Source organism: Pseudomonas sp. Root569 (genome assembly GCF_001427465.1).
In the GTDB taxonomy this organism is placed as follows: domain Bacteria; phylum Pseudomonadota; class Gammaproteobacteria; order Pseudomonadales; family Pseudomonadaceae; genus Aquipseudomonas; species Aquipseudomonas synxantha.
The window spans coordinates 164,455-187,722 of record NZ_LMGQ01000004.1 but is presented as its reverse complement, the minus strand read 5'-3'; the positions used below and the strand labels follow the sequence as shown (position 1 = coordinate 187,722).

The 23,268-nt window shown below is 55.1% G+C and carries 19 protein-coding genes and 2 pseudogenes; 14 read left to right on the top strand and 7 right to left on the bottom strand.

Annotated elements, in window-relative coordinates:
- Positions 1-126 precede the first annotated feature (126 nt).
- Genes ASD70_RS28865 through ASD70_RS05725 form a run of 4 tightly spaced genes read left to right on the top strand, consistent with a single transcriptional unit; the run spans position 127 to position 5,017 of the window.
- Positions 127-1,356, top strand: a complete 1,230-nt coding sequence (locus ASD70_RS28865; protein WP_156382909.1) for a hypothetical protein — start codon at positions 127-129, stop codon at positions 1,354-1,356.
- An 18-nt stretch (positions 1,357-1,374) separates the two neighbouring features.
- A complete protein-coding gene (locus ASD70_RS28170; protein WP_082561408.1) occupies positions 1,375-2,784 on the top strand; it encodes a hypothetical protein in 1,410 nt (469 codons plus the stop codon).
- 39 nt (positions 2,785-2,823) lie between these two features.
- Positions 2,824-3,780, top strand: coding sequence for a HesA/MoeB/ThiF family protein (locus tag ASD70_RS28165; protein ID WP_082561407.1), 957 nt, complete (start codon positions 2,824-2,826; stop codon positions 3,778-3,780).
- Position 3,781: 1 nt separating this feature from the next.
- On the top strand, positions 3,782-5,017 hold the full coding sequence (locus tag ASD70_RS05725) for an MFS transporter (protein ID WP_236708688.1): 1,236 nt from the start codon (positions 3,782-3,784) through the stop codon (positions 5,015-5,017).
- A 262-nt stretch (positions 5,018-5,279) separates the two neighbouring features.
- Here the strand turns inward: ASD70_RS05725 and ASD70_RS28160 are convergent.
- Positions 5,280-5,657: pseudogene (locus ASD70_RS28160) on the bottom strand (helix-turn-helix transcriptional regulator); the annotation flags it as partial.
- Positions 5,658-5,671: 14 nt separating this feature from the next.
- Here ASD70_RS28160 and ASD70_RS28155 point away from each other — a divergent pair.
- Positions 5,672-5,918, top strand: a pseudogene (locus ASD70_RS28155) (TolC family protein); the annotation flags it as partial.
- Between the two features lie 595 nt (positions 5,919-6,513).
- Positions 6,514-7,227, top strand: coding sequence for a zinc-dependent metalloprotease family protein (locus ASD70_RS05720; protein WP_056845889.1), 714 nt, complete (start codon positions 6,514-6,516; stop codon positions 7,225-7,227).
- 285 nt (positions 7,228-7,512) lie between these two features.
- Here the strand turns inward: ASD70_RS05720 and ASD70_RS05715 are convergent, their stop codons facing one another.
- Positions 7,513-8,535 (bottom strand): AraC family transcriptional regulator, encoded by a 1,023-nt coding sequence (locus ASD70_RS05715; RefSeq protein ID WP_046068026.1) that lies wholly within the window; start codon positions 8,533-8,535, stop codon positions 7,513-7,515.
- A gap of 169 nt (positions 8,536-8,704) precedes the next feature.
- On the opposite strand from ASD70_RS05715, the gene efeU reads away from it, so the two are divergent.
- The 4 genes from efeU to efeO (ASD70_RS05695) are packed head-to-tail and all read left to right on the top strand — an operon-like array spanning position 8,705 to position 12,925.
- Positions 8,705-9,550, top strand: a complete 846-nt coding sequence (gene efeU / locus ASD70_RS05710; RefSeq protein WP_056845888.1) for an iron uptake transporter permease EfeU — start codon at positions 8,705-8,707, stop codon at positions 9,548-9,550.
- A gap of 10 nt (positions 9,551-9,560) precedes the next feature.
- The gene (gene efeO, locus ASD70_RS05705; RefSeq protein WP_056845887.1) at positions 9,561-10,763 is read left to right on the top strand and encodes an iron uptake system protein EfeO; all 1,203 of its coding nucleotides are present in this window, start codon (positions 9,561-9,563) and stop codon (positions 10,761-10,763) included.
- 13 nt (positions 10,764-10,776) lie between these two features.
- Positions 10,777-12,081, top strand: coding sequence for an iron uptake transporter deferrochelatase/peroxidase subunit (gene efeB, locus ASD70_RS05700; RefSeq protein ID WP_056845940.1), 1,305 nt, complete (start codon positions 10,777-10,779; stop codon positions 12,079-12,081).
- A 25-nt stretch (positions 12,082-12,106) separates the two neighbouring features.
- Positions 12,107-12,925 (top strand): iron uptake system protein EfeO, encoded by an 819-nt coding sequence (efeO, locus tag ASD70_RS05695; protein ID WP_056845886.1) that lies wholly within the window; start codon positions 12,107-12,109, stop codon positions 12,923-12,925.
- Positions 12,926-12,997: 72 nt separating this feature from the next.
- Here efeO (ASD70_RS05695) and pssA read toward each other — a convergent pair whose 3' ends face one another.
- A complete protein-coding gene (gene pssA / locus ASD70_RS05690; protein ID WP_046068022.1) occupies positions 12,998-14,341 on the bottom strand; it encodes a CDP-diacylglycerol--serine O-phosphatidyltransferase in 1,344 nt (447 codons plus the stop codon).
- A gap of 125 nt (positions 14,342-14,466) precedes the next feature.
- On the opposite strand from pssA, the gene ASD70_RS05685 reads away from it, so the two are divergent.
- On the top strand, positions 14,467-15,030 hold the full coding sequence (locus tag ASD70_RS05685) for a TetR/AcrR family transcriptional regulator (protein ID WP_056845939.1): 564 nt from the start codon (positions 14,467-14,469) through the stop codon (positions 15,028-15,030).
- Between the two features lie 55 nt (positions 15,031-15,085).
- On the top strand, positions 15,086-15,565 hold the full coding sequence (locus ASD70_RS05680) for a nuclear transport factor 2 family protein (protein WP_046068021.1): 480 nt from the start codon (positions 15,086-15,088) through the stop codon (positions 15,563-15,565).
- Positions 15,566-15,634: 69 nt separating this feature from the next.
- Here ASD70_RS05680 and ASD70_RS05675 read toward each other — a convergent pair whose 3' ends face one another.
- Entirely contained in the window at positions 15,635-16,792 is a 1,158-nt protein-coding gene (locus ASD70_RS05675; RefSeq protein ID WP_056845885.1) for a PQQ-dependent sugar dehydrogenase, read from the bottom strand.
- A gap of 11 nt (positions 16,793-16,803) precedes the next feature.
- Complete coding sequence (locus ASD70_RS05670; RefSeq protein WP_046068019.1) at positions 16,804-17,118, bottom strand: hypothetical protein; 315 nt, start codon at positions 17,116-17,118, stop codon at positions 16,804-16,806.
- Positions 17,119-17,303: 185 nt separating this feature from the next.
- Between ASD70_RS05670 and ku the strand changes: the two genes are divergently transcribed.
- Positions 17,304-18,143, top strand: coding sequence for a non-homologous end joining protein Ku (gene ku, locus ASD70_RS05665; RefSeq protein WP_046068018.1), 840 nt, complete (start codon positions 17,304-17,306; stop codon positions 18,141-18,143).
- Positions 18,144-18,167: 24 nt separating this feature from the next.
- Complete coding sequence (gene ligD, locus ASD70_RS05660; protein ID WP_056845884.1) at positions 18,168-20,666, top strand: DNA ligase D; 2,499 nt, start codon at positions 18,168-18,170, stop codon at positions 20,664-20,666.
- Positions 20,667-20,685: 19 nt separating this feature from the next.
- On the opposite strand, the gene lpxO is transcribed toward ligD, so the two are convergent.
- Complete coding sequence (gene lpxO, locus ASD70_RS05655) at positions 20,686-21,585, bottom strand: lipid A hydroxylase LpxO (RefSeq protein WP_056845883.1); 900 nt, start codon at positions 21,583-21,585, stop codon at positions 20,686-20,688.
- A gap of 262 nt (positions 21,586-21,847) precedes the next feature.
- Positions 21,848-23,182: an LPS O-antigen chain length determinant protein WzzB gene (locus tag ASD70_RS05650; RefSeq protein WP_056845882.1), complete on the bottom strand. Its 1,335-nt coding sequence runs from the start codon at positions 23,180-23,182 to the stop codon at positions 21,848-21,850.
- Positions 23,183-23,268: the final 86 nt, after the last annotated feature.

Below are 23,268 nucleotides of genomic sequence, written 5' to 3'. Positions count from 1 at the left end.
TTGGCAAGACATAAACACATGAATGACTCACGATTTTTGCGGCAATGTCATACAGGATTACTGAACGACAACCCAATGACGAATAATTTTTCTAGCACACTGGCACCGCACACGTAAGGAAATGGTATGACGGACAACAAACCCATCAGGATCGCCGTGGACGCACCTCCTGGACCATTGAAATCTCCTCGTAACTATGGTGCAGTGCAATTAGCAAGTCTGGGAGCGCTTCCTCCACGAGCACCATCATCTCCACCGCTACCAAATGTGAATATAGAAGGAGGCTGCGATATAAATATTGAGGACGAGGGGCATACATACACGCTTTCCCCTAAATCCAATAACATCTGCAAAAATAATAATATTACAGGACAAGACTATCTGAATGGGCTTATTCATTTGGCCAGTCATGATTTCATTGTTCGCCATCTAATTATGAGTAAAGCAAAACTAGGGTTGGCACAAGACGGCAGTGCTATTATCAGCTTTCAGGAAAGAGTTTCAGCCTTTGAAGGATTACTATCAGCTCCTACATGGATACCGTTTCGGAATGGCAAATGGCCTGGAGCACGACAAATCTGTGAAATTGCGCCTAATCGATGGGAGGCCATTTGCCCCAGCAATAGCATCCCTTCTATTCTTATAGAAGTTGTTCGTAATCCTGAGGAAAACGTCACTCTTTACGAAAAAGGAATTATTAATCAGACCGCGGATACTGCTACGCCATTTTACTCAACACCAGCCGCAGGCGGCCTGCGCATAGTTAAGAAAACCTCTCTTAGAGGTATTATTGTTTTTTCAGGCGAGCTTGTTGGAGATAACAAAAAGCCACTTCGCAAAGAAATTAATAATATTTTGACAAACACCAACTGCGGAGAACACGTAGGCTGGGCAAAGGCTATAACCCCATCGGATGACCCAGAACCGCTGAAAAACTTAACAACGCTAGATTGGTCGACTACAGCATCGAAAAACGGTCTTATTCTAGCTTTTTCCGATTATTATCCGAACGCAACAATAGCCTGGTCAATTGCGACAACTTTACATAAAAACGGCATATCGTGCACACCCGTGTCTGACAGCTATTCAAATCCAAAAATTAAAGCAGCTATGCGACTAATGATCGTTTCTGGGCCAACTGATGATGCTTGGGGAAGATATGCATCATTAATACTATGCCCCGTTTGGCGAAATCAATCACAAGCCCATAAACTTTATATCAGCACATTAAAATCGTCACTATTCAATAGCGCACATAGACAATTGCTCGATGATTTATTAAGCGATTCATGCCCAAGCGTGACAATTGGTGCCATTCCAAGCATTTGTTTGAGCAACGTTAATTTAAAAAACTAACCCACTGCAAGGCATATCATGAATATTATACATGCGGAAGTGGATTTACATATTCCTCCAATGAACAGCTCAAGCAAAGTCTGCCAAAATATCATTAAAACTTTCGGTCTATCTGAGGAAGGTTGGCGGGAGTCACTATTAAATTTAGACATACCTACAGAGGGGGTCATTCTAATAACAGGGGCAAGTGGCGTGGGGAAAAGCTTACTATTGAAAAATATTTCCCGGAATTTTTCAGCTACAAAAAAAATACCAAATGACATTGATCAAGAGAAGCCAATTGCGGACATTATTTCGTGTGATGATGCTGGTGAAGTCATCCGTTATCTTTCAAAATTTGGGTTAGGAGAGCCACGTATCCTGATTGGTCCTTTCTCTCAACTATCCGATGGTCAAAAAGAACGTTTCCTTATTGCTTCAGCTTTACTGAGCGGAGAAGGGCCACTTATCCTTGACGAATTCACTACACGATTGGATAGGTGTACAGCCCAAATTATCGCTATAAATTTAGCTAAAATTCTTCGCTCCAGCAAACAAAATGCTTTTATTGCAAGTTGCCATGACGACATCGTCGATTTTTTAAAACCTGACATCCATATCGTGCTCTGTTCAAATGGAAATCACCGCATCTATAATAAAAAACCAACAAACACAAATACATTAGATGACCTGGGAATAACGATAAAAAAAAGCACTATAGACGATTATAAAAAACTTTCCCGCTATCATTATGAGAATGACAATCTAAATGACATAGATATGCTAGCCCCTCTAGTTGACCATGTTGTCGCAGCATATTCTAAAGGCGAGGTGATTGGTGTTAATTTGTGTATCCGCCCATGGCCTAGAGCATTTGAGATATTTTCTGAGTTCTCAGAAATCAATAAATCTGTACTGCAATCTTTCCGCGTTATTATACATCCACAGTATCGTGGCATCGGACTAACTAAAGCGCTAGATGTAATCCCCAATCAGAATACGATAATACTATTATCATGGTCTGCGTTTTCTACCTATTACCCCTACCCTATTCTTGCAAACTATCAACGGTCAGATAGTCCATTTGAGATAATGAGCCACGCAGAGAGCTTGCTTCAAGCATTTATTGAACCGAGACAAAAAAACAAACGAAAGGCGCTTCACCTAATTGTGGAGTGTGGCCAGCTTTGTCAAGAGCTCACAAATGAAGAAGAAGAGCTACTGAAGACGCTAATAGTAAATGCGGCAAGTGAGAAGAGCTTACGCCTGACTCTATTTCAAAGAAAAATATCCGGTTTGGATACCTCGCCTGAATCCTTAAGGCTCATTAAATGTATTTTTCTAAAACTTTACTCCAGATCCAGCCATGAAGCTCTACCTATGTTATTAGCTGAAACGGTTTACAGGCCGATGGCTATGTTTGTTAAGCATTTAGGCTCAACGAAGTAACTGAGGACTTTTTCATTGTTTAATAAAATAGACAAATGGATGTTACGTGGTGATGTAGTCATTCTGAGCCATGACAATCAACTAAAACTGATTGCGGAGAACGGTGTAAAAAATATCAATTCTCTCAATTTGTATACCGCAAAGCTGCTTCATCTACTCAGTACAACAGGAACAGTATTGCAATTTGATAATGAGCTTGAGGGAAGCCTTCTTCGAGAACTAAAAGAAGCTAATCTCATTCATACTGCCCCACCTAGTGGGATGACTCCGTTACAGACTATGCAATGGTCGTGGAATGAAGCTGTCGCACCAAACCAAGAAATGAGTCAAAGAATAAGAAACTCATCCATAGTAGTTGTTGGTTGCGGAGGCACAGGATCGCTGGTCGCACAAAGCCTCGCGGGCTCAGGTGTTGGTTGTTTTATTTTGATTGATTTCGACAAAGTAACCACAAACAATCTTAATCGTCAATTTGTTTTTGGCGTACACGATATTGGCCAATATAAAGCAGATGTACTTGCCAGGCGACTGATCGAAAATCAACAAGTAGTGGAAGCTAGAGCTATTAAATGTGAGATAACCTCAAGCAGGCAGCTAGCGAAGTTGGCCAAGGAGGCAGATTTAATAATTTGTTGCGCTGACGAACCTAAGGGAGCTATTCAAGCTTACGTAGCCAATGCGGCATTAATAGCAGGCACATCAGCACTATTCGGTGCCGTAGGTATTAACAACGGCACCCTCGGGCCGCTTCTGAAAGATAGATCTTCATTTAAGGCCTATCTACGCTGGATTAGAGAGGTACAGAGTATTTGTAAAGAAATAATTATTCCGGCGCGTTTTCCGTCGAATGGTATAACCAATTCAATTGTCGCTAACCTCATAGCGTGGGAGGCTTTTCAATATTTGGCAAACATTGGTCACTCCAAAGTAAATGCGTGCACCTTGAGCTTAGACTTAAAATCTTTTAAATTCACAAAAAAACAGACCTTTAATTAAAATGAATAAATTAAATTTCCTAAAAAATAAAAACGATAATTTTTATTATTCATTATCAATATTTATGAATCTGGATGTTCAGAGAAGCTTATTCGTGCTCTATTTGCTTCAAATAGGTATCTCCCAAGGCGAGATAGGTGCTCTTCAGTCCTTTTTATTTTTTTCTGCCGTAGCTTTAGAGATTCCATCTGGCTTACTTGCAGATCGCTATGGTCGCAAGTTCTCTCTTGCCATTGGTTTTTTGGGGTTATTTTTAAGCGGCGTTGGTTTCTTGCTATTTTCCTCTTTTATTCCTTTCGCAATTATATTTTGCCTATTCGGTGCAAGTATTGCTATGGGCTCCGGTTCAGACCGGGCATTGCTATATGATAACTTACTAGCTGAACATCGAGCTGATGAATATCCTAAAATATTATCACGAGCCCGTGCTGTCGGTGCTGTGTCGCTAGGCTTATCTATGCTTCTCGGCGGAGTATTACAAGAGACTTTGTCCTGGAACAGCGTTTACATATTTTTTGCGATATCAAAATTTATTGGAGCTATTGTGGTCGCATTCACTCCCGAAACAAAGCTTCCGCCTGCCTCGCTGAACTTCCATGATAGATGTGAAATAGGAAACGAAACGACACCGGGGGTTTTTATATCTCTAATCAATTTTTTTCACTCCAAAAAAGGCGCTTTTCTTATGCCTTTATTTATTGGGTTTGCTCTATTCGAACTGTCAACAATTCCTTTATTCATCTATGGGCAACCATTTTTTGCAATGCAGGGGTTAAATGTGACTATCATTGCCGGTATCTATGCATCCGTTGAAGGTATATCAGCAGTGATGTTCATGATTGCTGGGGTTGTATGTTCTAAATTCACGCTGGGAAAAATTGCCTTCGCTACTACTGGCGTTGTAACTTTTCTTCTTGTTATTTTGGCAATGAATATCGGGGTTATTACTTCAATTATCATTTTTCTTATAATCATGTCGCTTCCTGCTATATATGAAACCTCATATGAAACATATATCCATAATAATGTTGAGTCGCGCATCCGAGCATCTTGCCTCTCTGTTGCCAATTTAATAAATGCAGTAATTATCGGAATCTCTTACGCCCTTTTCGGAGGGCTATTAGATATGTATGGATTCTCGTTAACTTTGATCATAATTGCATGCGTCTGTTTTGTTGGCCTGCTGGGTGTGAGCGCAACTTTGCTGTTAGATCAACAAAAACCATTTAAAAACTAGAATTTTTGAATTAACTCAGGTTTGTAGGCACTCGCTATTCTCGTTGGGTACGCGATTCAAACGGCATGGGTGATGGTACCCTCCCGATTTATTTAAAAAGCGCCAGTCATCCTGATGCGTCGTCCGCGTCGATAACGTATACCTATACCGCTTTTAATTGAGCACTAGCTTGGTGGATTCATGGTTAGCGAAGATCCTTTTAAAACAATGAACACCTCAAACAAACCTGTCGCCGCCCATGCCTTAACTATGCCCCTACCACCTACGTAGCATCATTAATTATCAAGCTCCGATAATGCCCCGGATTCGACCCCGACCGCTTGCGAAACGCCTTATAGAACGAACTCGCATCGGCGCACCCAAGCCGCGTTGCAATCTCGGCAAAGCTGATGTGCGGTTCCGCCAGCCACACATCGCCAGTTCCTTGCGCACGCTGTCCTTGAGGCCCTGATAGGTCTGCCCTTCTTCCACCAGGCGTCGGCGCAATGTGGAGGCGGAAAATGCATAACGTGGCCGCAAGCTCGTCGGTTTCAGGCCAGGCGTCGGGAGGTATCTGCCGAAGGTCATGCTGGATGCGGGTAGCAAGGCTCTAAGGATCGCGGTACTTGACCAGAATATTGGCCGGCGCATGGGCCAGGAAATCCGGCGTAGCCAATGTTCCCACGGGGCAGCCTCAGCGGCTTCCTCGGCTTCACCGCCGGGCGGGGTTCGCAGATCGGTTCGGCCGCGGCGAATGCCTGGTCCCTGGGCCCAAGCATTACCTGGGCCGCATTTGACCTGGGCAGTGTGCGTGCGCGTTTGCGAACAGCAAGTGCTGCTGGCCCTGGAAGAATCCGAGAATGCCTTCAGCGATTACGGCAAGCGTCAACAACGCCTGGTCTCGCTGATCCGTCAAAGCGAACAGACGTGAAAGAAGACACTTTGAGGTGGCACCGGGGGATGATAGACGCCAATCACGCAATAGGTGCATTGGCCTACTTCGTCAATTCTTCCAGAAGTGATTTAAAGATTCATGAGCAGGCTTGAATCCAAGGTGTTTGGACAGTGCGCTAGGACGGTTTTTAACGCACTGCCATTGCAGGCCTTCAGCGCCCGTATTTGGCGGTACCTGAGTAGGATTTCACATCAGGATCGGAATTTAACATAGCGACTCGATAGGTACCAAACGATCCAGAGTATGAAGCGCTGCTCCCAAAGCTTATCGCAACAGATTGCCAAGAAGCGCCCAACTGCTTTTGAATAATCAACTGTGGCGCCCGCCCTCCTCCCGTGGAAGCTGAGACATCAATAGTCGCACCCGCACATCCATTAGCGGAGGTTATAGCTGAGAGGCACAAGGGCATTTCCTGCGACACCGATAGCGTTTGCCCGCGCACGATAGTGAATTAGCCAAGCCTCGACGGAACCATTTCGAAAGTGACCGCCACCTATTACGTACTTGCATAGGACGCTGGCATGTAGGCTCTTCACCAGGACGGTTCACTAAGGAGTTACCATTGAATATTAACGCAACCCACTCTCCACCGCTCCCGCCGACCTATGACACGCCTGATATTCAAAATGACGATCAAACCACAGCTTCGGCCAAGAGCAGGCAAAAGCGTGGCGTCGCTGACACTGCTTACCTTTGGCCACAGGGCGCCACGATAAAAATAGGCATGGTTGGCACGACGCGAAAAGAAGAAGAATTGATCAGAGAAAACATTAAAAAATGGGCTCCCTATGTAAATCTAAACTTTGAATTCATCGCCGACCCCAAAGACGCAGATGTAAGAATTGAAGTCGATCCTTATAGCGAAGAAGGGTATGCCTGGATAGGCACAGAAAATACACTTCATCCAGACGCGAAAGCTCATGTCACCATCGGCACAAACGCCTCCCCGGAACACATAGCCGATACGGTCATGCATGAGTGGGGGCATGTGCTCGGTCTAAAGCATGAACATGAGCACCCATATAGAAACCTGGACGATCCTGATTTAGAAGACACGCCACCTCTTCCCGACGATGGCTCACTCACATTAAGTCCCTATGACAACGATTCAATAATGCACTACACCTTCGAGACTGACAGTGACGGAGAGTCGGTCTTTAGGCCGAAAACAATATCAGAAGAAGACAAGAAATTTGTAAGCACCCTTTATCCCCCCTTTACTAAGAAGCCCCCAAACCTTGCCAGCAACCATCCTTTGCAAAACCCAGCGACTTAATACTCGACGCCCATCGCTAACGTCGGGCAGACGCATGCACTGGTCGTCGGCAGCACGTAAAGAAAGGGTTGATTGGGCGCATCGAATCATTTTTTAGCCCCGAGGATGGGCTCTTGGCGACTGAGGAGTCCGTAGCCGCCGGCACACTCAAACTTGATGAAAAAAATTATCAATCTGAAGAGGTATCTTCTTCCAGAAGTAATTTAAAGCTCAATGCGCGAGCTTGAGCCCAAGGCGTTTTATCAGTGCGTTAAGGAGGATCTTGGCGCACTGTCTACACATCGGTTAGAGCCGACTCGGCTCGTTCAAGATCAAACTCCGATAGTGCCCGGGATTGGACCCTGACCACTTACGAAAAGCCTTGTAGAACGAACTCGCATCGGCAAACCCCAGCCGCGTGGCGATTTCGGCAAAGCTGATCTGCGGTTCCGCCAGCCACACAATCGCCAGTTCCTTGCGCACGCTGTCCTTTAGGCCCTGATAGGTCTGGCCTTCTTCCGCCAGGCGTCGACGCAATGTGGACGCGGAAATGCACAACGTAGCCGCAAGCCCGTCGGTTTCAGGCCAGGCGTCGGGAGGCATCTGCCGAAGGTTATGCTTGATGCGGGTAGCAAGGCTCTCGGGGTCGCGGTACTTGACCAGAATATTGGCCGGCGCATGGGCCAGGAAACGTTGGAGCTCCTGCGGGCTGCGCTTGATCGGCAGGTCCAGGCAGTCCGCAGAAAAGATCATGCGGGTACGGGGTCGATCAAAGCGCAGGTTATCGGAAAACATCACCTGGTAATCGTCACAGAAGTCCGGCTGCGCACAACGCAACTCGATGGCAAGGATTGGGATTCGACGCCCTGCCAGCCAACAGGCAACGCCGTGCACGATCATCCAGTAGGTGAAATAGGTGAACCCACGCTTGGGCTCCGGCTCGGGTTCGAGCAGGACGATCTCCGCCAGGCTCTGTTGGCGAACCAACTGCGCGGGCATGCGCTCGAACATCAGCGACAGAAACTCCAGGCCGGTCTCCAGGCCCGCAGCCAGGTTGGGTTGGGTCATGGCGGCGCGACACAGGAACGCCAGGCTGCCGGATTTGAGTTTGCGCGGGTCCATGCCAAAAAACTCATCGTCCGTGCGCCGCGCCAGCAAGCGCCACAGGCGCGCATAGGCCGTGGCCGCAACCCGGGCGCTTGGCTGCTCCAGTAATGCGGGATCAATCCCGACCTTGCTTAACGCCTCAACGGTGGCCGCCCCAGGCGCACAGCTCTGCAACAGGGCTTCACGCACGAGGTGGATTGAGATGGTGTCTTTTTCCGACATGAGCTGTTGGCCAATCCGACGGCTACTTCAGTGGCGTGCATCATAAAGGCGGTTGCGCTTCGCCACCACCGTTCAGCCCAGGTTCAGCAAAGGTCAATATTTCTTGTTTAGCAATGAGTATCATTATGTTACAACTTAGCTTCCTAACTAGTTACGCCCCCGGTGCCCGATGCTCGTTCCGTTTTTAATCATGTTGCGCGAAGGCATTGAAGCCGCCTTGATCGTTGGCATCATCGCCAGTTACCTGCAGCAGACCGGCCGTGGCCAGTGGATGCCGGCGGTGTGGATCGGCGTATTCCTGGCCGCGGCCCTGGCGTTGCTGGTGGGCGGCGGTCTGGAACTGGTCAGTGCGGAATTTCCGCAAAAGCAGCAGGAATTGTTCGAAGGCATCGTCGGCCTGGTTGCCGTGGGCATCCTCAGCTCTATGGTGTTCTGGATGCGCAAGGTGGCGCGTTCGATCAAGCATACCCTGCACGAATCCCTCGACCATGCGCTGGCAGGTTCCAGGCACCAGGTGATCGCGTTGATCGCCATGGTGTTTTTCGCCGTGGCCCGCGAAGGTCTGGAGACGGTATTTTTCCTGTTGGCCGTGTTCCAGCAGAGCGAAGGCCCGGGCGCACCGATCGGTGCCCTGCTCGGCCTGATCCTGGCCATCGTCGTCGGTTTCCTGATCTATTCCGGCAGCATGCGCCTGAACCTCGGCGCGTTTTTCCGCTGGACCGGCCTGTTCATCCTCGTGGTGGCCGCCGGCATTCTCGCCAACTCGGTGCAGGCCCTGCACGAGGCCGGCGTGTGGAACCACTGGCAGACCGTGCTGTTCGATTTCAGCGCTGCGCTGCCGATGGACAGCCCGTTGGGCTCAGTACTGGCCGGCATGTTCGGCTACCAGGAGGCGCCGACGGTCAGCACCCTGGGTGCCTATGTGATTTACCTAGTGGTGGCGTTGGTGATGTTCTTCATGCCCTCGCCCCCCGCCAAGCCCGTTGCCAAGACCTCTTCCGTTTCCAGCCAGTAAGGACCGTCCCTTGTCCAACCCAACCCCTCAATCGGCCCCTCCGTCCCGAGCCTTGCGCTGGGGCGTGGCCGGCTCGGTGGTGGTGATGATCGCCGCCGGTGGCCTGTTCTACTACGCCTCGCAACTGGCCGCTACCAAACGCCAGGTCAACCACAATGAAATCGCGGTGACGATCCACGCCCACGCCTGTGAGCCCAACGCCCTTACCGTACCGGCCGGACGTGCGAGCTTTCGTATCATCAACCGCTCCGACCGTGCTGTGGAATGGGAAATCCTCGATGGCGTGCTGGTGGTCGAAGAGCGGGAAAATATCGCACCGGGCCTGAGCCAGGTGATCAACGCCAATCTGCAGCCCGGCGACTACGCGATCACCTGTGGCCTACTGAGCAATCCCCGTGGCTCGCTGCACGTGACGCCGACCGCTGAATCCGACGCCCAGGCCAAGGCCAAGCCGTCAATGGTGGCGTTTATCGGTCCGCTGTCGGAGTTCCGTGTGTACCTGAGCGGCCAGGGCGGCGCCCTGATCAAGGCCGCAGCCGCCCTGCAACAGGCCATCGACGCCGGCGACCTGGCACAGGCACAGGCGCTGTATGCGCCGGCCCGTGAAGCCTATCAGCGCCTGGCGCCGGCAGCCCAGCGCCTGGCCGAGCTGGATAACGCCATCAACGCCCGCGCCGATTACTTTGAAAAACGCGAGCAGGATCCTGCGTTCAACGGCTTCCACCGCCTTGAATACAGCCTGTTCCAGCAACGCAGCCTCGATGGCCTGGCGCCTGTCGCTCAACGCTTGGTCGCCGACGTCACCACCCTCAAGCAACAGCTGCTGGCCCAGTCCCTGCCGCCGGAGCAATTGGTCAGCATTGTGGTGCGCAACCTCAACAGTCTGGCGGATGTACGCGCGGTCAGCGGTGAAGAGGAGCGCTACAGCCATATTGACCTGAATGGATTTGCCGCCAACCTGCAGGTCGCCCGCAAGGTGGTCGACCTGATGCGTCCATTGTTGACCAAGTCCGCCGCCGACCTGCTGCCCCACATCGACAGCGCGCTCACCGCCTTCGATGCCGAGCTCAATGGATTGAAGGTCGACAACCACTACGCCCGTTACGACAGCGTCACCGACGATCAGCGCAAGCAGATCGCCGACAAGGCCAAGGCACTGGCCGCCGCACTCGATGGAATCGACCCCGCCCTTGGCCTTTCCGGCCTGCAGTGAAGACGACCGCACTATGAGTGATACACCACAGTTTGATCTCCAACGCCGCCGCGTCCTGCTGGGCATGGCCGCCACTGGCGCGGCAATTGCCGGCAGCAGCTTGAGTTGCCCGGCCATGGCCGCAGCGGCCGAGCAGGTGACCAGCGCACCGCGCAGTGACAAGACCCATGACCGCCAGGCGTTTTTCGGCCAGCACCAAAGCGGCATCGTCACACCCCGCCCGGCCTGCGGCATGGTCGTGGCGTTCGATGTACTGGCCAGCGACCGTGAAGATCTGGAGCGGCTGTTCCGTACCTTGAACGAGCGCATCGCGTTCCTGATGAGCGGTGGCACCGTGCCCCAAGTCGATCCGAAATTGCCACCTACCGATTCCGGCATCCTCGGTCCGGTGGTGTCGCCGGATAACTTGACCATTACCGTGTCGGTGGGGGAGTCGTTGTTCGATGAGCGCTTCGGCCTCAGGGCGGTCAAACCCAAGCGCCTTAGTCGCATGGTCGGCTTTCCCAACGATGCGCTGGAACCGGCGCAATGCCACGGCGACCTGAGCCTGCAGTTCAGCTCAAATACGCCGGACACCAATATCCACGCCCTGCGCGACATCGTAAAGAACCTGCCCGACCTGCTGCTGGTGCGCTGGAAACAGGAAGGCAGCGTGCCGCCCCAGGCACCGGCCAAGCCCGGCGAGCCTGCGCAGAGTGCGCGCAATTTCCTGGGTTTTCGCGATGGTTCGGCCAACCCGGACTCCAACGATGCCAAGGCCATGGACCAGATCGTCTGGGTCCAACCCGGCAGCGACGAACCGGCCTGGGCCGCCCATGGCAGTTACCAGGCCGTGCGTATCATCCGTAACTTTGTCGAGCGTTGGGATCGCACCCCGCTGCAAGAACAGGAAAGCATCATAGGCCGCGTCAAACCCACGGGCGCCCCCATGGATGGCCAGCATGAAACCCAGGTTCCGGACTACAGCAAAGACCCGGAAGGCAAGTTGACCAAGCTCGACGCCCATATCCGCCTGGCCAACCCGCGCACCCCGCAGACCCAGGCCAACCTGATCCTGCGCCGGCCCTTCAACTACTCCAACGGCGTCAACAAAAACGGTCAGCTGGACATGGGGTTGTTGTTCATCTGCTACCAGGCCGACCTGGAGAAAGGCTTTATCAGCGTGCAAACCCGGCTCAACGGCGAGCCCCTGGAGGAATACCTCAAGCCGGTGGGTGGCGGCTATTTCTTCACCTTGCCAGGCGTCACCGGGCCCAAGGATTTCCTTGGGCGCACGCTGCTCGCCGCAACGTCTTCCCAAACCACTGCCAAGACCTAAAACAAACCAGAGCGGAATGCCCCCCATGAAGAAGTCGTTTATCGCGTTGCCGTTGTTAATGAGCCTTGCGCCGCTGGCTGCCTTCGCTGCTACCGCGCCGCTCGACCTGGTAGGCCCGGTATCGGACTACAAGATCTACGTTACCGAGGAAATCGGCGAGCTGGTCACCCAGACCCAGGCGTTCACCGACGCTATCAAGAAAGGCGACCTGGCCACCGCCAAGCAGCTCTATGCGCCGACCCGCGTGCACTATGAGGCCATCGAGCCGATCGCCGAGCTGTTCAGCGACCTCGACGCGTCCATCGATTCGCGTGTCGATGACCATGAAAAAGGTGTGACGGCCGAAGACTTCACCGGCTTTCACCGGATTGAATACGCGCTGTTCGCGCAGAACTCGACCCAGGGCCTGGAGGCACTGACGGCCAAGCTCAACACCGATGTGAATGATCTCCAGACCCGCGTCGACGGCCTGACCTTCCCGCCGGAAAAAGTCGTCGGCGGCGCCGCCGCGCTGCTGGAAGAAGTCGCCGCTACCAAGATCTCCGGCGAGGAAGATCGCTACAGCCATACCGACCTGTATGACTTCCAGGGCAACATCGATGGCGCGAAGAAAATCGTCGACCTGTTCCGTGGCCAGATCGGCCAGCAAGACCAGGCCTTCCTGGCCAAGGTCGACAAGAACTTCGCCACCGTCAACAAGATCCTGGCCAAGTACAAGACCCAGGATGGCGGCTTCGAGACCTACGACAAGGTCAAGGACAACGACCGCAAGGCGCTGGTCGGCCCGGTCAACACCCTGGCTGAAGACCTGTCGATGCTGCGCGGCAAGTTGGGCTTGAACTAAGCGCTTCGCGCAAAAAAAACACCCAGGTCCCGTGGAGGGGCCTGGGTGTTTTTTTACCCGTGGCTTATTCGGCTACAGGATGCGGTACAGCAAACGCTCGATGCGCACCCGGCTGACCCGGCGCAGGAACTTGCCCACCGCTGGCGGATAATCCACCAGCGTCTGCAACTGCTGGTAACCCTGGATACGCGTGGTGTGCTGGAAAATCTGCGTCAACTCGGTACGCCGCGGCGCCAGCCATTGGCCTTTGGGATCGTCGATCAACAAGCCGTTTTCCAGATCGAGGCGGAACGCCCGAGGGTTGAGGTTGTTGCCGGTAAGCAAAGTGTAGCGCTGGTCAACCCACAAGCCTTTGAGGTGGTAAGTGTTGTCGCCATCGTGCCACAGGTGCAGGTTCAACTGGCCGCTGTCGATCATTGGCTGGTGTCGCTTGGCAAAACGCCGCAGGCTGATCTCGTACAGGTACGGCAATGCCGCAATCACCTTGAACGGCTCGCTGGGCGGAATGTAGAAGTCGTTGGCGGTCTTGTCGCCGACCACGATGTCGATCTTCACCCCACGCGCCAAGGCGCGGTTGATCTCGCGGGTCACCGGCAATGGCAGGTTGAAGTAAGGCGTGCAGATGATCAGTTGCTGCTGGGCGCTGGCGATCAGCTCGAGGATCACCCGGCTCAGCGGGTTATTCTTGCCGACACCGAGCAACGGGCTGACTGACAGGTGGCCGTTTGGCAACTGCCCTGCCGTGGTGTCATAGGCCGCATGCTTGAGGCGGCTGCGCAGGTCGCCGATGTCATTGCGCAGGCTGCGGGTGGTGGGCGGGTTCGGCAGGTCCAGGCGATGCACCGCCTTGGACGCGACCAGGCCATGTTCCACCAGGTGCTGCATCGAATCGGCCAGGGCCTGGCTGTGGATCAGGTGGTAACGGTCGAAGCGGTATTTGTCGAACTTGTGCAGGTACACATTGTTCAGGCTGGCACCGCTGTACACCACGCTGTCATCAATGACAAAGCCCTTGAGGTGCAACACGCCGAACAGCTCGCGGGTTTGCACTGGCACGCCATACACCGGCACTTCGCTGGCGTGGCTTTGCGTCATCGCCTGGTACCAGGCGCTGTTGCCCGGTTGCTTGCCGGCGCCGATCAACCCGCGCTGGGCCCGCAGCCAGTCAACCATCACCACGATATCCAATTCGGGTCTTGCAGCCTTGGCAGCGTGCAGGGCGTCGTAGATTTCCTGCCCCGCTTCGTCCTGTTGCAAGTACAGCGCAACAATGTAGATACGCCGCGTGGCCTGGGCGATTTTCTCCAGCAGGCAGCGACGATACGCGTCAGCGCTGGGCAGCACCTCGATGGCCTCGGGGGACAATGGAAAACCGCGCAGCTTGGGCAACAGGGAACGTTTGAAGAACGTCGGCATAGGGCTCGCAATGGGTCGAATCCGAAGAGGCCCCGAGCTTACACCATGGGGCGGCTCAGGTCTCGTCATCGACAAATGAAAAACGCCGCTTGACCATGAAGAACGATCGTTCTACTTTGTTCGGCATGAATGATATAGCCAGCAGTGAAACCCGCGACATTATCCTCGACGTGACCGAGAAGTTGATCTATCGGCATGGCATTGCCGCCACCGGCATGGACTTGCTGGTGAAAACCGCCGGCGTGTCGAGAAAAAGCATCTATCGCTACTTCGCCAACAAGGACGAGTTGGTGATTGCCGCCCTGCAACGCCGCGACGAGCGCTGGATGCAATGGTTGCGCGACGAAGTAGAGCGTAGTGAAGGCAGCGGCGAGCGCCTGCTGGCGCTGTTCGACGCCCTCAGGCGCTGGTTCGGCTCGGCGGACTTCCGTGGCTGCGCCTTTATCAATACCAGTGGTGAAACCGGCAACGCGCAAGACCCGGTTCGCCTGCTGGCCAAAGCGCATAAACAAAAACTGTTCGAGTACGCACTTGAGCTGTGCCAAGCACATGGCACCCCCGACCCGGAACGGCAGGCCGCGCAACTGCTGATCCTGATCGATGGCGCCATTACCGTTGCCCTGGTCATGGGCGATTCAACAGCTGCCGATAATGCGCAATGCATGGCGCGAACGTTATTGCAACTTTGAACCCCACTGGCCAGGCAACTTTCGATCTAACTTAATTGTATTCAGGAGCCGCCCAATGTCAGCACAAACAGAAGTCCGTCCGCCCCTGCCGCCGTTTACCCGCGAGTCGGCCATTGAAAAAGTCCGCTTGGCCGAAGACGGCTGGAACTCCCGCGACCCGCAGCGCGTGTCCCTGGCCTACACCCTGGACACGCAGTGGCGTAACCGCGCTGAATTTGCCCACAGCCGCGAAGAAGCCAAGCAGTTCCTGGCGCGCAAATGGGCCAAGGAGCTGGATTACCGATTGATCAAGGAACTGTGGGCGTTCACCGGCAACCGCATTGCCGTGCGCTATGCCTATGAATGGCACGATGACTCGGGCAACTGGTTCCGTTCCTACGGCAATGAAAACTGGGAGTTCGATGAGAACGGCCTGATGGCCAACCGCTTTGCCTGCATCAACGACAGGCCTATCCAGGAAAGCGAACGCAAGTTCCACTGGCCGCTGGGTCGTCGCCCGGATGATCATCCGGGGTTGTCGGACTTGGGCCTGTAACACTCCCGTTCTGCAACCAGGTGAGATTCAAATGTGGGAGGGGGCTTGCCCTCTCCCACACGAGCGTAATCAGTCCTGATTGAGCCCGACCCGATACAGCACGCCATCATCTTCATCGGTCAGCACATACAGAAAGCCATCCGGCCCCTGCCGCACGTCGCGAATCCGCGCTTTCAACTCGCCCAGCAAGCGTTCCTCATGAACTACTTTGTCGCCATCGAACTGCAACCGAATCAGTTCCTGGCTGACCAGCGCGCCAATAAACACGTTGTGCTGCCAGGCCTTGAAGCGGTCGGCATCATAGAACGCCATGCCGCTGATGCCCGGGGACTTCTCCCACACATGGTGCGGCGCCACAGTGCCTTCCACCGTCTTGCCCTTGGCTTCGGGAATAGGCAGCAGGGAATAGTTGATGCCATGGGTCGCCAGCGGCCAGCCATAATTCTTGCCACGCTCGATGATATTGAGTTCATCACCGCCACGGGGGCCGTGTTCGTTTTCCCAGATCGTGCCGCTCCACGGGTTCAGCGCCAGGCCTTGGGGGTTGCGCTGGCCGTAGGACCAGATCTCGGGACGTACACCGGGCTGGCCGACGAAGGGATTGTCATCGGGTACGCGGCCATCCGGATAGATGCGCACGACCTTACCCTGCAATTTATCCAGATCCTGGGCCGTCGGGCGGTCGTTGTTCTCTCCCAGGGTCACGAACAGGTAGCCGTCACGGTCAAACGCCAGCCGCGAACCAAAATGATTGCCGGTGGACAGCTTGGGCTCCTGGCGCAAGATGACCTTGAAATCCTTCAGGCCGCTCAAGTCGTCAGCCAGACGCCCGCGCCCTACGGCGGTTCCGGCTTTACCGCCTTCACCGCCCCCTTCGGCGTAAGACAGGTAGACCATACGGTCCTGCTTGAAGTCCGGCGACAGCACCACATCGAGCAAGCCGCCCTGCCCTTTGGCCCATACCTGCGGCACGCCCTTCAATGGCGCGGAAAGCTTGCCGTCCGGGCTGACAAAGCGCAGGTGCCCGGGACGCTCGGTCACCAGGAAACCTTGCTGGTCGGGCAGGAACGCCAGCGCCCACGGGTGGTCCAGGCCCTTGGCGATCGGCGTGGCGGTGACGCTGCCTTGCTCACTGGGAAATTGCTGGCTACCGGCGGCGTGTACCGCGCTCAACGGCAGAAGCACGGTGGCGCACAATGCGGCCAACAGGGTTTTGCGTAGCAACATAAGACGATTCCTTAGCGGCGATTGCCGTTGGCATCATAGGTGGGCGCTTTGGGTTCGGTGGCCGGACGGCTCGGGGCCGCTTCCTGCCTCGGATAACGGTTGCCGATGCCGCCGTTTTCCACAGTCGGTCGGGGGCTGGTCGGGGTAGTCTGGATTCCACGAACAGCCGGCGCATTGGGCTGGGTGCCCTGCATACTGTTGGGGTTGGCGCGATGAATCGGGCTGTTATTGGTGTCGTAACGGCCCGGCAGGTTTTGCGCCTGGGCCAATGGCGCCAGGGCCAGACCCAGCGCGAGTACTGCAAGATGACGTACACAACGGTTCATGACCAAACCTCTCTATGCCGAGTACTACCTGCGTTCGATAACACGCTACCCCGAGGGTTCGCGTTGTGACACTAAATAGTTTCTCATCAGGTGTAACACGATCTGTCCGAGCATCTGCTCGTCGAAACTTTTGTCCTGGCCCATGAGTCACCAGAACACAGTCTCTTCGTTAAGGAGTTGCATCTATGCCGCGGGCAATCTGGAAAGGCGCCATCAGTTTCGGCTTGGTTCACATCCCGGTATCGCTGGTCTCGGCCACGTCATCCCAGGGTGTCGATTTCGACTGGCTGGACAAGCGCAGCATGGACCCGGTGGGCTATAAGCGCATCAACAAGACCACCGGCAAGGACGTCACCAAGGAGAATATCGTCAAGGGCGTCGCCTATGAAAAAGGTCGCTACGTGGTGCTCAGCGAAGATGAAATTCGTTCGGCCCACCCCAAGTCGACCCAGACTATCGAGATCATCGCCTTCGTCGCCAGCGACCAGATCCCCCTGCAAAACATCGACACGCCGTATTTCCTGGCCCCGGACAAACGCGGCGGCAAGGTCTATGCGCTGCTGCGTGAAACCCTGAAGAAAACCGGCAAGGTCGCCCTGGCCAATGTCGTGCTGCACACCAAACAGCACCTGGCCGCGTTGATGCCGTTGGAGTCGGCCCTGGTGCTGGTGATGTTGCGCTGGCCTGCCGAAGTGCGCAGCCTGGATGAGCTGGAACTGGGCAGCGATGTGACCAAGCCGACTTTGGCCAAGGGCGAACTGGACATGGCCAAGCGCCTGGTGGAAGACATGAGCGCCGACTGGCAGCCCGATGAGTACCGCGACAGTTTCCAGGACAAGATCATGGCGCTGGTGGCGAAGAAGGCCAAGGCTGGCAAGATCGAAGATGTAGAAACGGCCGAGGGCAGCGAAGAGCGCAAATCTGCCGACGTAATCGACCTGACGGAATTGCTCAAGCGTAGTCTGGCGGGCAAACCGGCAGCCAAGAAGCCCGCCGCAAAAAAGTCCAGTAAAAAAGCCTCTTGAGTCCGCCATCGGTTGGAGAATGACATGGCAAAGCCCCTGAGCGAGTACAACCGCAAACGCGATTTTGAGATCACCGCCGAACCGGCCGGCAGTTCACCAGCCACAAAGCGCAAAACCTCGGCCCTGAGTTTTGTAATCCAGAAGCATGATGCGCGCAATCTGCACTATGACTTTCGCTTGGAGCTCGACGGTGTGCTGTTGAGCTGGGCCGTGCCCAAGGGCCCGAGCCTGGATCCGACCCAGAAGCGCCTGGCGGTGCATGTCGAGGACCATCCCCTGAGCTACGGCAGTTTCGAGGGCAGCATTCCCGCCGGCCAATACGGCGCCGGGGATGTAATCGTGTGGGACCGTGGCTTATGGCAACCCCATGACGATCCGCACAAGGCCTACGCAGCCGGCAAACTCAAGTTCACTCTGGTTGGCGAGAAACTCTCGGGGGACTGGGCCCTGGTGCGCACCCGGCTCAAAGGCAGCGGTGACAAGGAGCAATGGTTGCTGATCAAGGAAAAAGACCAGCAGGCCCGCCCGTCGGTCGACTACGATATCGTCCAGGCCCAGCCCGACAGTGTGCTCAGCGACGCCTCGGTGGGCAAAGTCAAGGCCGCCAGCAAAACCAGGAAAGCTGCAAAACCCAAGAAAGCAACCTCCGCCCTTCCAGACCAATTCTCCCCGCAACTGGCAACCCTGGTCGACCGCGCCCCTGCTGGCGACTGGCTGTACGAGATCAAATTCGACGGCTACCGCATGCTGGCACGTATCCGCGACGGTGAGGTGCGCCTGTTTACCCGCAACGACAACGATTGGACCGAGCGCTTGCCGCGCCAGGTGAAAGCCTTGGAGGCGCTCAAGCTCAAGGACAGTTGGCTGGACGGTGAAGTGGTCAGTCTCAACGCCGACGGTCTGCCGGATTTCCAGGCGCTGCAGAATGCCTTCGATATTGGCCGCAGCCTGGATATCGTCTATTACCTGTTCGATGCGCCCTTCCTTGATGGGCAAGACCTGCGCAACGTGGCGGTAGAAGAACGCCGGGCCGCCCTCAAGTCGGCGCTTTCCGGCAGCCGTAGCAAGCTGCTGCGCTTCTCCGAAGCTTTCGCCGCCAACCAGCGCGATATCTTCGAAAGTGCCTGTGACCTGGCCCTCGAAGGTGTGATCGGCAAGCGCGCCGGCAGCCTCTACGTATCAAGCCGCAGCGCCGACTGGATCAAGCTCAAATGCCGCTTGCGCCAGGAGTTCGTGATTGTCGGCTACACCCGCCCGCAAGGTTCGCGCAGTGGGTTTGGCGCACTGTTGCTGGCGGTCAACGACGACAACGGGCTGGTTTACGCCGGGCGTGTAGGCACCGGCTTTGATCAGGCGGCGCTGAAGAGCATCTACGCCAAACTCACCGCCCTTGAACGCAAAACCTCGCCATTGGAAAAGCCACTGACCAACGCTCAGGCCCGAGGCGTGCATTGGGTTGAGCCGACGCTGGTGGGCGAAGTGCAATTTACTGAATGGACCCGTGAGGGTGTGGTGCGCCAGGCGGCGTTTCTCGGTTTACGCACGGATAAGCCCGCCGCACAGATCATCCATGAACAACCACGCACGGCAAAATCCCTGGAGAAGCCCAAGAAGCCCAAGGCAAAAACCACCGAGAGTGGGGTGAAAGTCACCCACCCCGAGCGCGTCATCGACACACAAAGCGGCACGCAGAAACAGCAACTGGCACAGTTCTATGCCGGCATCAGCCAATGGATCTTGCCATTCCTGCGCAGCCGGCCCGTGTCGCTGCTCAGGGCACCAGAAGGCATTGAGGGCGAACAGTTCTTTCAGAAGCACTCCGAGCGCATGGCCATTCCCCACATCAAGCAACTTGACCAGGCGCTGGACCCTGGGCACGCGCGCCTGATGGAAATCGACAGCCAGGACGCGTTGGTCGGCGCTGTGCAAATGGGCACCGTCGAGTTGCATACCTGGGGCGCCACGACGGACAAGATTGAAACCCCCGACCTGTTCGTGCTGGACCTCGACCCGGATCCGGCCTTGCCGTGGAAAGCCATGCTGGAGGCGGCACAGTTGACCTTATCGGTACTCGATGAGCTGGGTTTGCAAGCCTTCGTCAAGACCAGCGGCGGCAAAGGCCTGCACCTGATAGTACCGCTGGCCCGGCGCGATGGCTGGGACACCGTGAAAGCATTCGCCAAGGCAATGGCCCAGTTCATGACCCAGCAGCTGCCGGAGCGTTTCACCGCCACCAGCGGCCCAAAAAACCGCGTGGGCAAGATCTTTATCGATTACCTGCGCAACGCCCGCGGCGCCAGTACCGTGGCAGCTTATTCCGTGCGGGCGCGGCCGGGCTTGCCGGTGTCGGTGCCGGTCAGTCGGGATGAATTGAAAGACTTGCGTGGCGCCCAGCAGTGGACCGTGGCGAACCTGCACGAGCGGCTGCAGGGTCTGAAGGAGGATCCGTGGGCCGGCTACGCCAATCGACAGAAGATCAGCAAAAAGATGTGGGACAGGCTGGGCGCGAAGCCACCGCAGTGATTCGCGCCCGGTACCAGGTTCAGATAAAAATGAAGATCAGCGCCAAACCGGCAAAAATCGCCCATTTTTCCAAGTAGTAACGTGTGCGGTTACGCTTCTTGAGTTCTTTGCCGCGCAGGCGGATCTTGTACAGGCGGGTAAAGGCACGGTTCAGGCCACCGGTCTTGTCACCCTCGTCATTGGGCGAACCCGCCGCCGCCATCACGTTGCGACTGAACCAGCGGTTGAACGCCGCCGCCCAGCGGTATTTCATCGGGCGTTCGATATCGCAGAACAGGATGATGCGGTTTTGCGCGGTGGTATTTTCCGCATAGTGGATGTAGGTCTCATCGAACATCACCGGCTCGCCGTCGCGCCAGTAATAACTCTCACCATCCACATTGATGTAGCAGCCCGGGTCGTTGGGCGTATCCAGCCCCAAGTGGTAGCGATAGGAGCCTGCGTACGGGTCACGGTGGCGCACCAGCTTGGAGCCTGGCGGCAGCTCGGCGAACATGGCGGCCTTGATCGAGCCGATGCTTTGCACCAACTCGGTGGTGCGTGGGCATAGCTTCATCGCCGAGGGGTGGCTGTCGCCGTACCACTTGAGATAGAAGCGTTTCCAGCCCGACTTGAAGAACGAGTTGAAACCCACGTCGTTGTACTGGTCCGAACGCTTGATCTCCCCTGCCCTCATCAGGTTCTGGCCTTCCTGGCGGATTTGCTCCCAATGTTCCTGCAAAGGGCTCAGCTCCGGAAAGTCGCTGGGTGAGAGATAGGGGCGGCTTGGCTGCTTGGAGAACAGGTACAGAAAGCAGTTGACCGGCGCCAGGAACGTCGAGTGATCGCTAAGCTGGCGCCCCAGCTTGTGCCGCACCCGGCCGCGCAGGTGTACATACGCAATGGAGGCAACGTAGAGAGCAACAATGATGAGTTTCAAGGGATTCGTCACAAGTCAGGGAGAGAACAGGCTGCACCTGCGGGCCCACAACGGCCGAGGATGATAAGCAGCACCTGAATTCACAATTCACATACAGGCGGCACGACCGGTCGGGCAACCCCTCGGCGTGGAACCACTGGCCGTTATTTAGCCACACTTTGTAACCAAAGGTTAACTAAGAATTGTGAAAACCTGTCCACTGATTGTGCTGGGGGTATGAGCAGGCGGGCCTTTGCGCCCGCCTGTTTCTGGGCAGTCACAATTACAAGGACTCGTCTTTACCCTCGCGACGGGCAAAACTGCTATCACCCAATGCCGTATGAGGTAACGCCTGGCTACGGCTACGGATGAAGTAGCGGATCAGCGCGATCATCAGACCAAGCAGCATGCCACCGACCAGACTCAAGGCGATCACCAGCGGTTTTTTCGGCTTGACCGGCGACAAAGGTTCCTGGGCACGGCGGTCGATCGTCACCAGCTTCAGATTGCTCATGTCAATGTTCAAGCCGCGCAACCTGGCGACTTCAGCGCGAAGCGGCTCTACGTCCTGCAGGAAGATGTCTTCATTGCCCCGCTTGCGCAACACCTCGACCTCGCGGTTGCTTTCCAGCAGTTGCAACTCCTTGCCGATCTCGGCAATGCGCGGGTTGGTGAAATCATCGCTGGTACGCTGTTGCAATGCGGCGCGTTCGGCCTCCAATGCTTCAGTGCCCATGAAATACAGCGGGATCTTCTGATTGTTCACCTCGGTGCGCATGACCTGGCCCGAACTGCGCGTGGCGTCGGCCATGGAGGACGGCGTGGTCGGTGTGCGGATACCCATGGACTTGGCAATGCTGATGGCTTCCGCCAGCTCGGCCAGGCGATTGGTGCGCTCCATCTTCATCTGCAGGCGCAGCGCGCTGAGTTCGTCCTGTAGCTGGGCGCGCTTGAGACGGTCAGCCTCAAGCAGCTTGGCAATCTTGGACTCCTTGTCGGTATCGTAGTTGGAGCGGGCGGCGTCGATCTTGCCCTTGAGCTCGGTCAAGCGGTTATTGACGATGACCTTGAGATCGGCACCGACTTGCTGGCGTTCCGCGGCAATGGCGTAGTCCACAAAACCGTTGAGGATCGCGACGCCATCGACGTCGGCCGGGTATTGCAGCTCCAGGCGGATATAGTTGCTCAGCGAATCGGATTTCTTCGGGTCGGGCAGGATCAGATTGACGGAATTGCGGTTGAACTCCTCAAAGCTCTGCTCAAGGCTTTGTCCCGGTTTTTTGAACGCCTTGAACAACTCTTCATGGTCCTTGAAGAAGCCTAGACGGGCCTCGTAGGAATCCAACTGGGCGCCTACCTTCAGCAACGCATCAGCGGGAGGCAACTTATAAACTTCCGAACGGTTCAAGGCATCCAGTTCGTTGATTGCCGCAGGTCGCAGCACACTGCTGACTTCATACGTCTTGGGCGCCAGGAAGGCATACCCCGCACCTAATACACCTGCCAAAAGCGTACAACCGATGACGAGCTTCTTTTGCCGCCAAATGGCGTGAAACAGTTCAAACAGATCAATTTCATCAGACGCTGCGGAAGGCGGGAGTGGGGAAGTTCGATTCAAAATAAGAACACCTTAAAATAATACTAAAAGGCCATCATTCTCAGAAGTCCGAATGACTTCAAAAATCAGGGACAACGCCCTGGCTG

What these genes read in the sequence shown, in the direction of transcription:
- ku (WP_046068018.1), top strand. Translation starts at nt 17,304, where the DNA reads ATGCCGCGGGCAATCTGGAAAGGCGCCATCAGTTTCGGCTTGGTTCAC.
- ASD70_RS05680 (WP_046068021.1), top strand. Translation starts at nt 15,086, where the DNA reads ATGTCAGCACAAACAGAAGTCCGTCCGCCCCTGCCGCCGTTTACCCGC.
- efeB (WP_056845940.1), top strand. Translation starts at nt 10,777, where the DNA reads ATGAGTGATACACCACAGTTTGATCTCCAACGCCGCCGCGTCCTGCTG.
- ASD70_RS05725 (WP_236708688.1), top strand. Translation starts at nt 3,782, where the DNA reads ATGAATAAATTAAATTTCCTAAAAAATAAAAACGATAATTTTTATTAT.
- ASD70_RS05670 (WP_046068019.1), bottom strand. Translation starts at nt 17,118, where the DNA reads ATGAACCGTTGTGTACGTCATCTTGCAGTACTCGCGCTGGGTCTGGCC.
- ASD70_RS05685 (WP_056845939.1), top strand. Translation starts at nt 14,467, where the DNA reads ATGAATGATATAGCCAGCAGTGAAACCCGCGACATTATCCTCGACGTG.
- ligD (WP_056845884.1), top strand. Translation starts at nt 18,168, where the DNA reads ATGGCAAAGCCCCTGAGCGAGTACAACCGCAAACGCGATTTTGAGATC.
- ASD70_RS05715 (WP_046068026.1), bottom strand. Translation starts at nt 8,535, where the DNA reads ATGTCGGAAAAAGACACCATCTCAATCCACCTCGTGCGTGAAGCCCTG.
- ASD70_RS28170 (WP_082561408.1), top strand. Translation starts at nt 1,375, where the DNA reads ATGAATATTATACATGCGGAAGTGGATTTACATATTCCTCCAATGAAC.
- ASD70_RS05675 (WP_056845885.1), bottom strand. Translation starts at nt 16,792, where the DNA reads ATGTTGCTACGCAAAACCCTGTTGGCCGCATTGTGCGCCACCGTGCTT.
- ASD70_RS28165 (WP_082561407.1), top strand. Translation starts at nt 2,824, where the DNA reads ATGTTACGTGGTGATGTAGTCATTCTGAGCCATGACAATCAACTAAAA.
- ASD70_RS28865 (WP_156382909.1), top strand. Translation starts at nt 127, where the DNA reads ATGACGGACAACAAACCCATCAGGATCGCCGTGGACGCACCTCCTGGA.
- pssA (WP_046068022.1), bottom strand. Translation starts at nt 14,341, where the DNA reads ATGCCGACGTTCTTCAAACGTTCCCTGTTGCCCAAGCTGCGCGGTTTT.
- efeU (WP_056845888.1), top strand. Translation starts at nt 8,705, where the DNA reads ATGCTCGTTCCGTTTTTAATCATGTTGCGCGAAGGCATTGAAGCCGCC.
- efeO (WP_056845886.1), top strand. Translation starts at nt 12,107, where the DNA reads ATGAAGAAGTCGTTTATCGCGTTGCCGTTGTTAATGAGCCTTGCGCCG.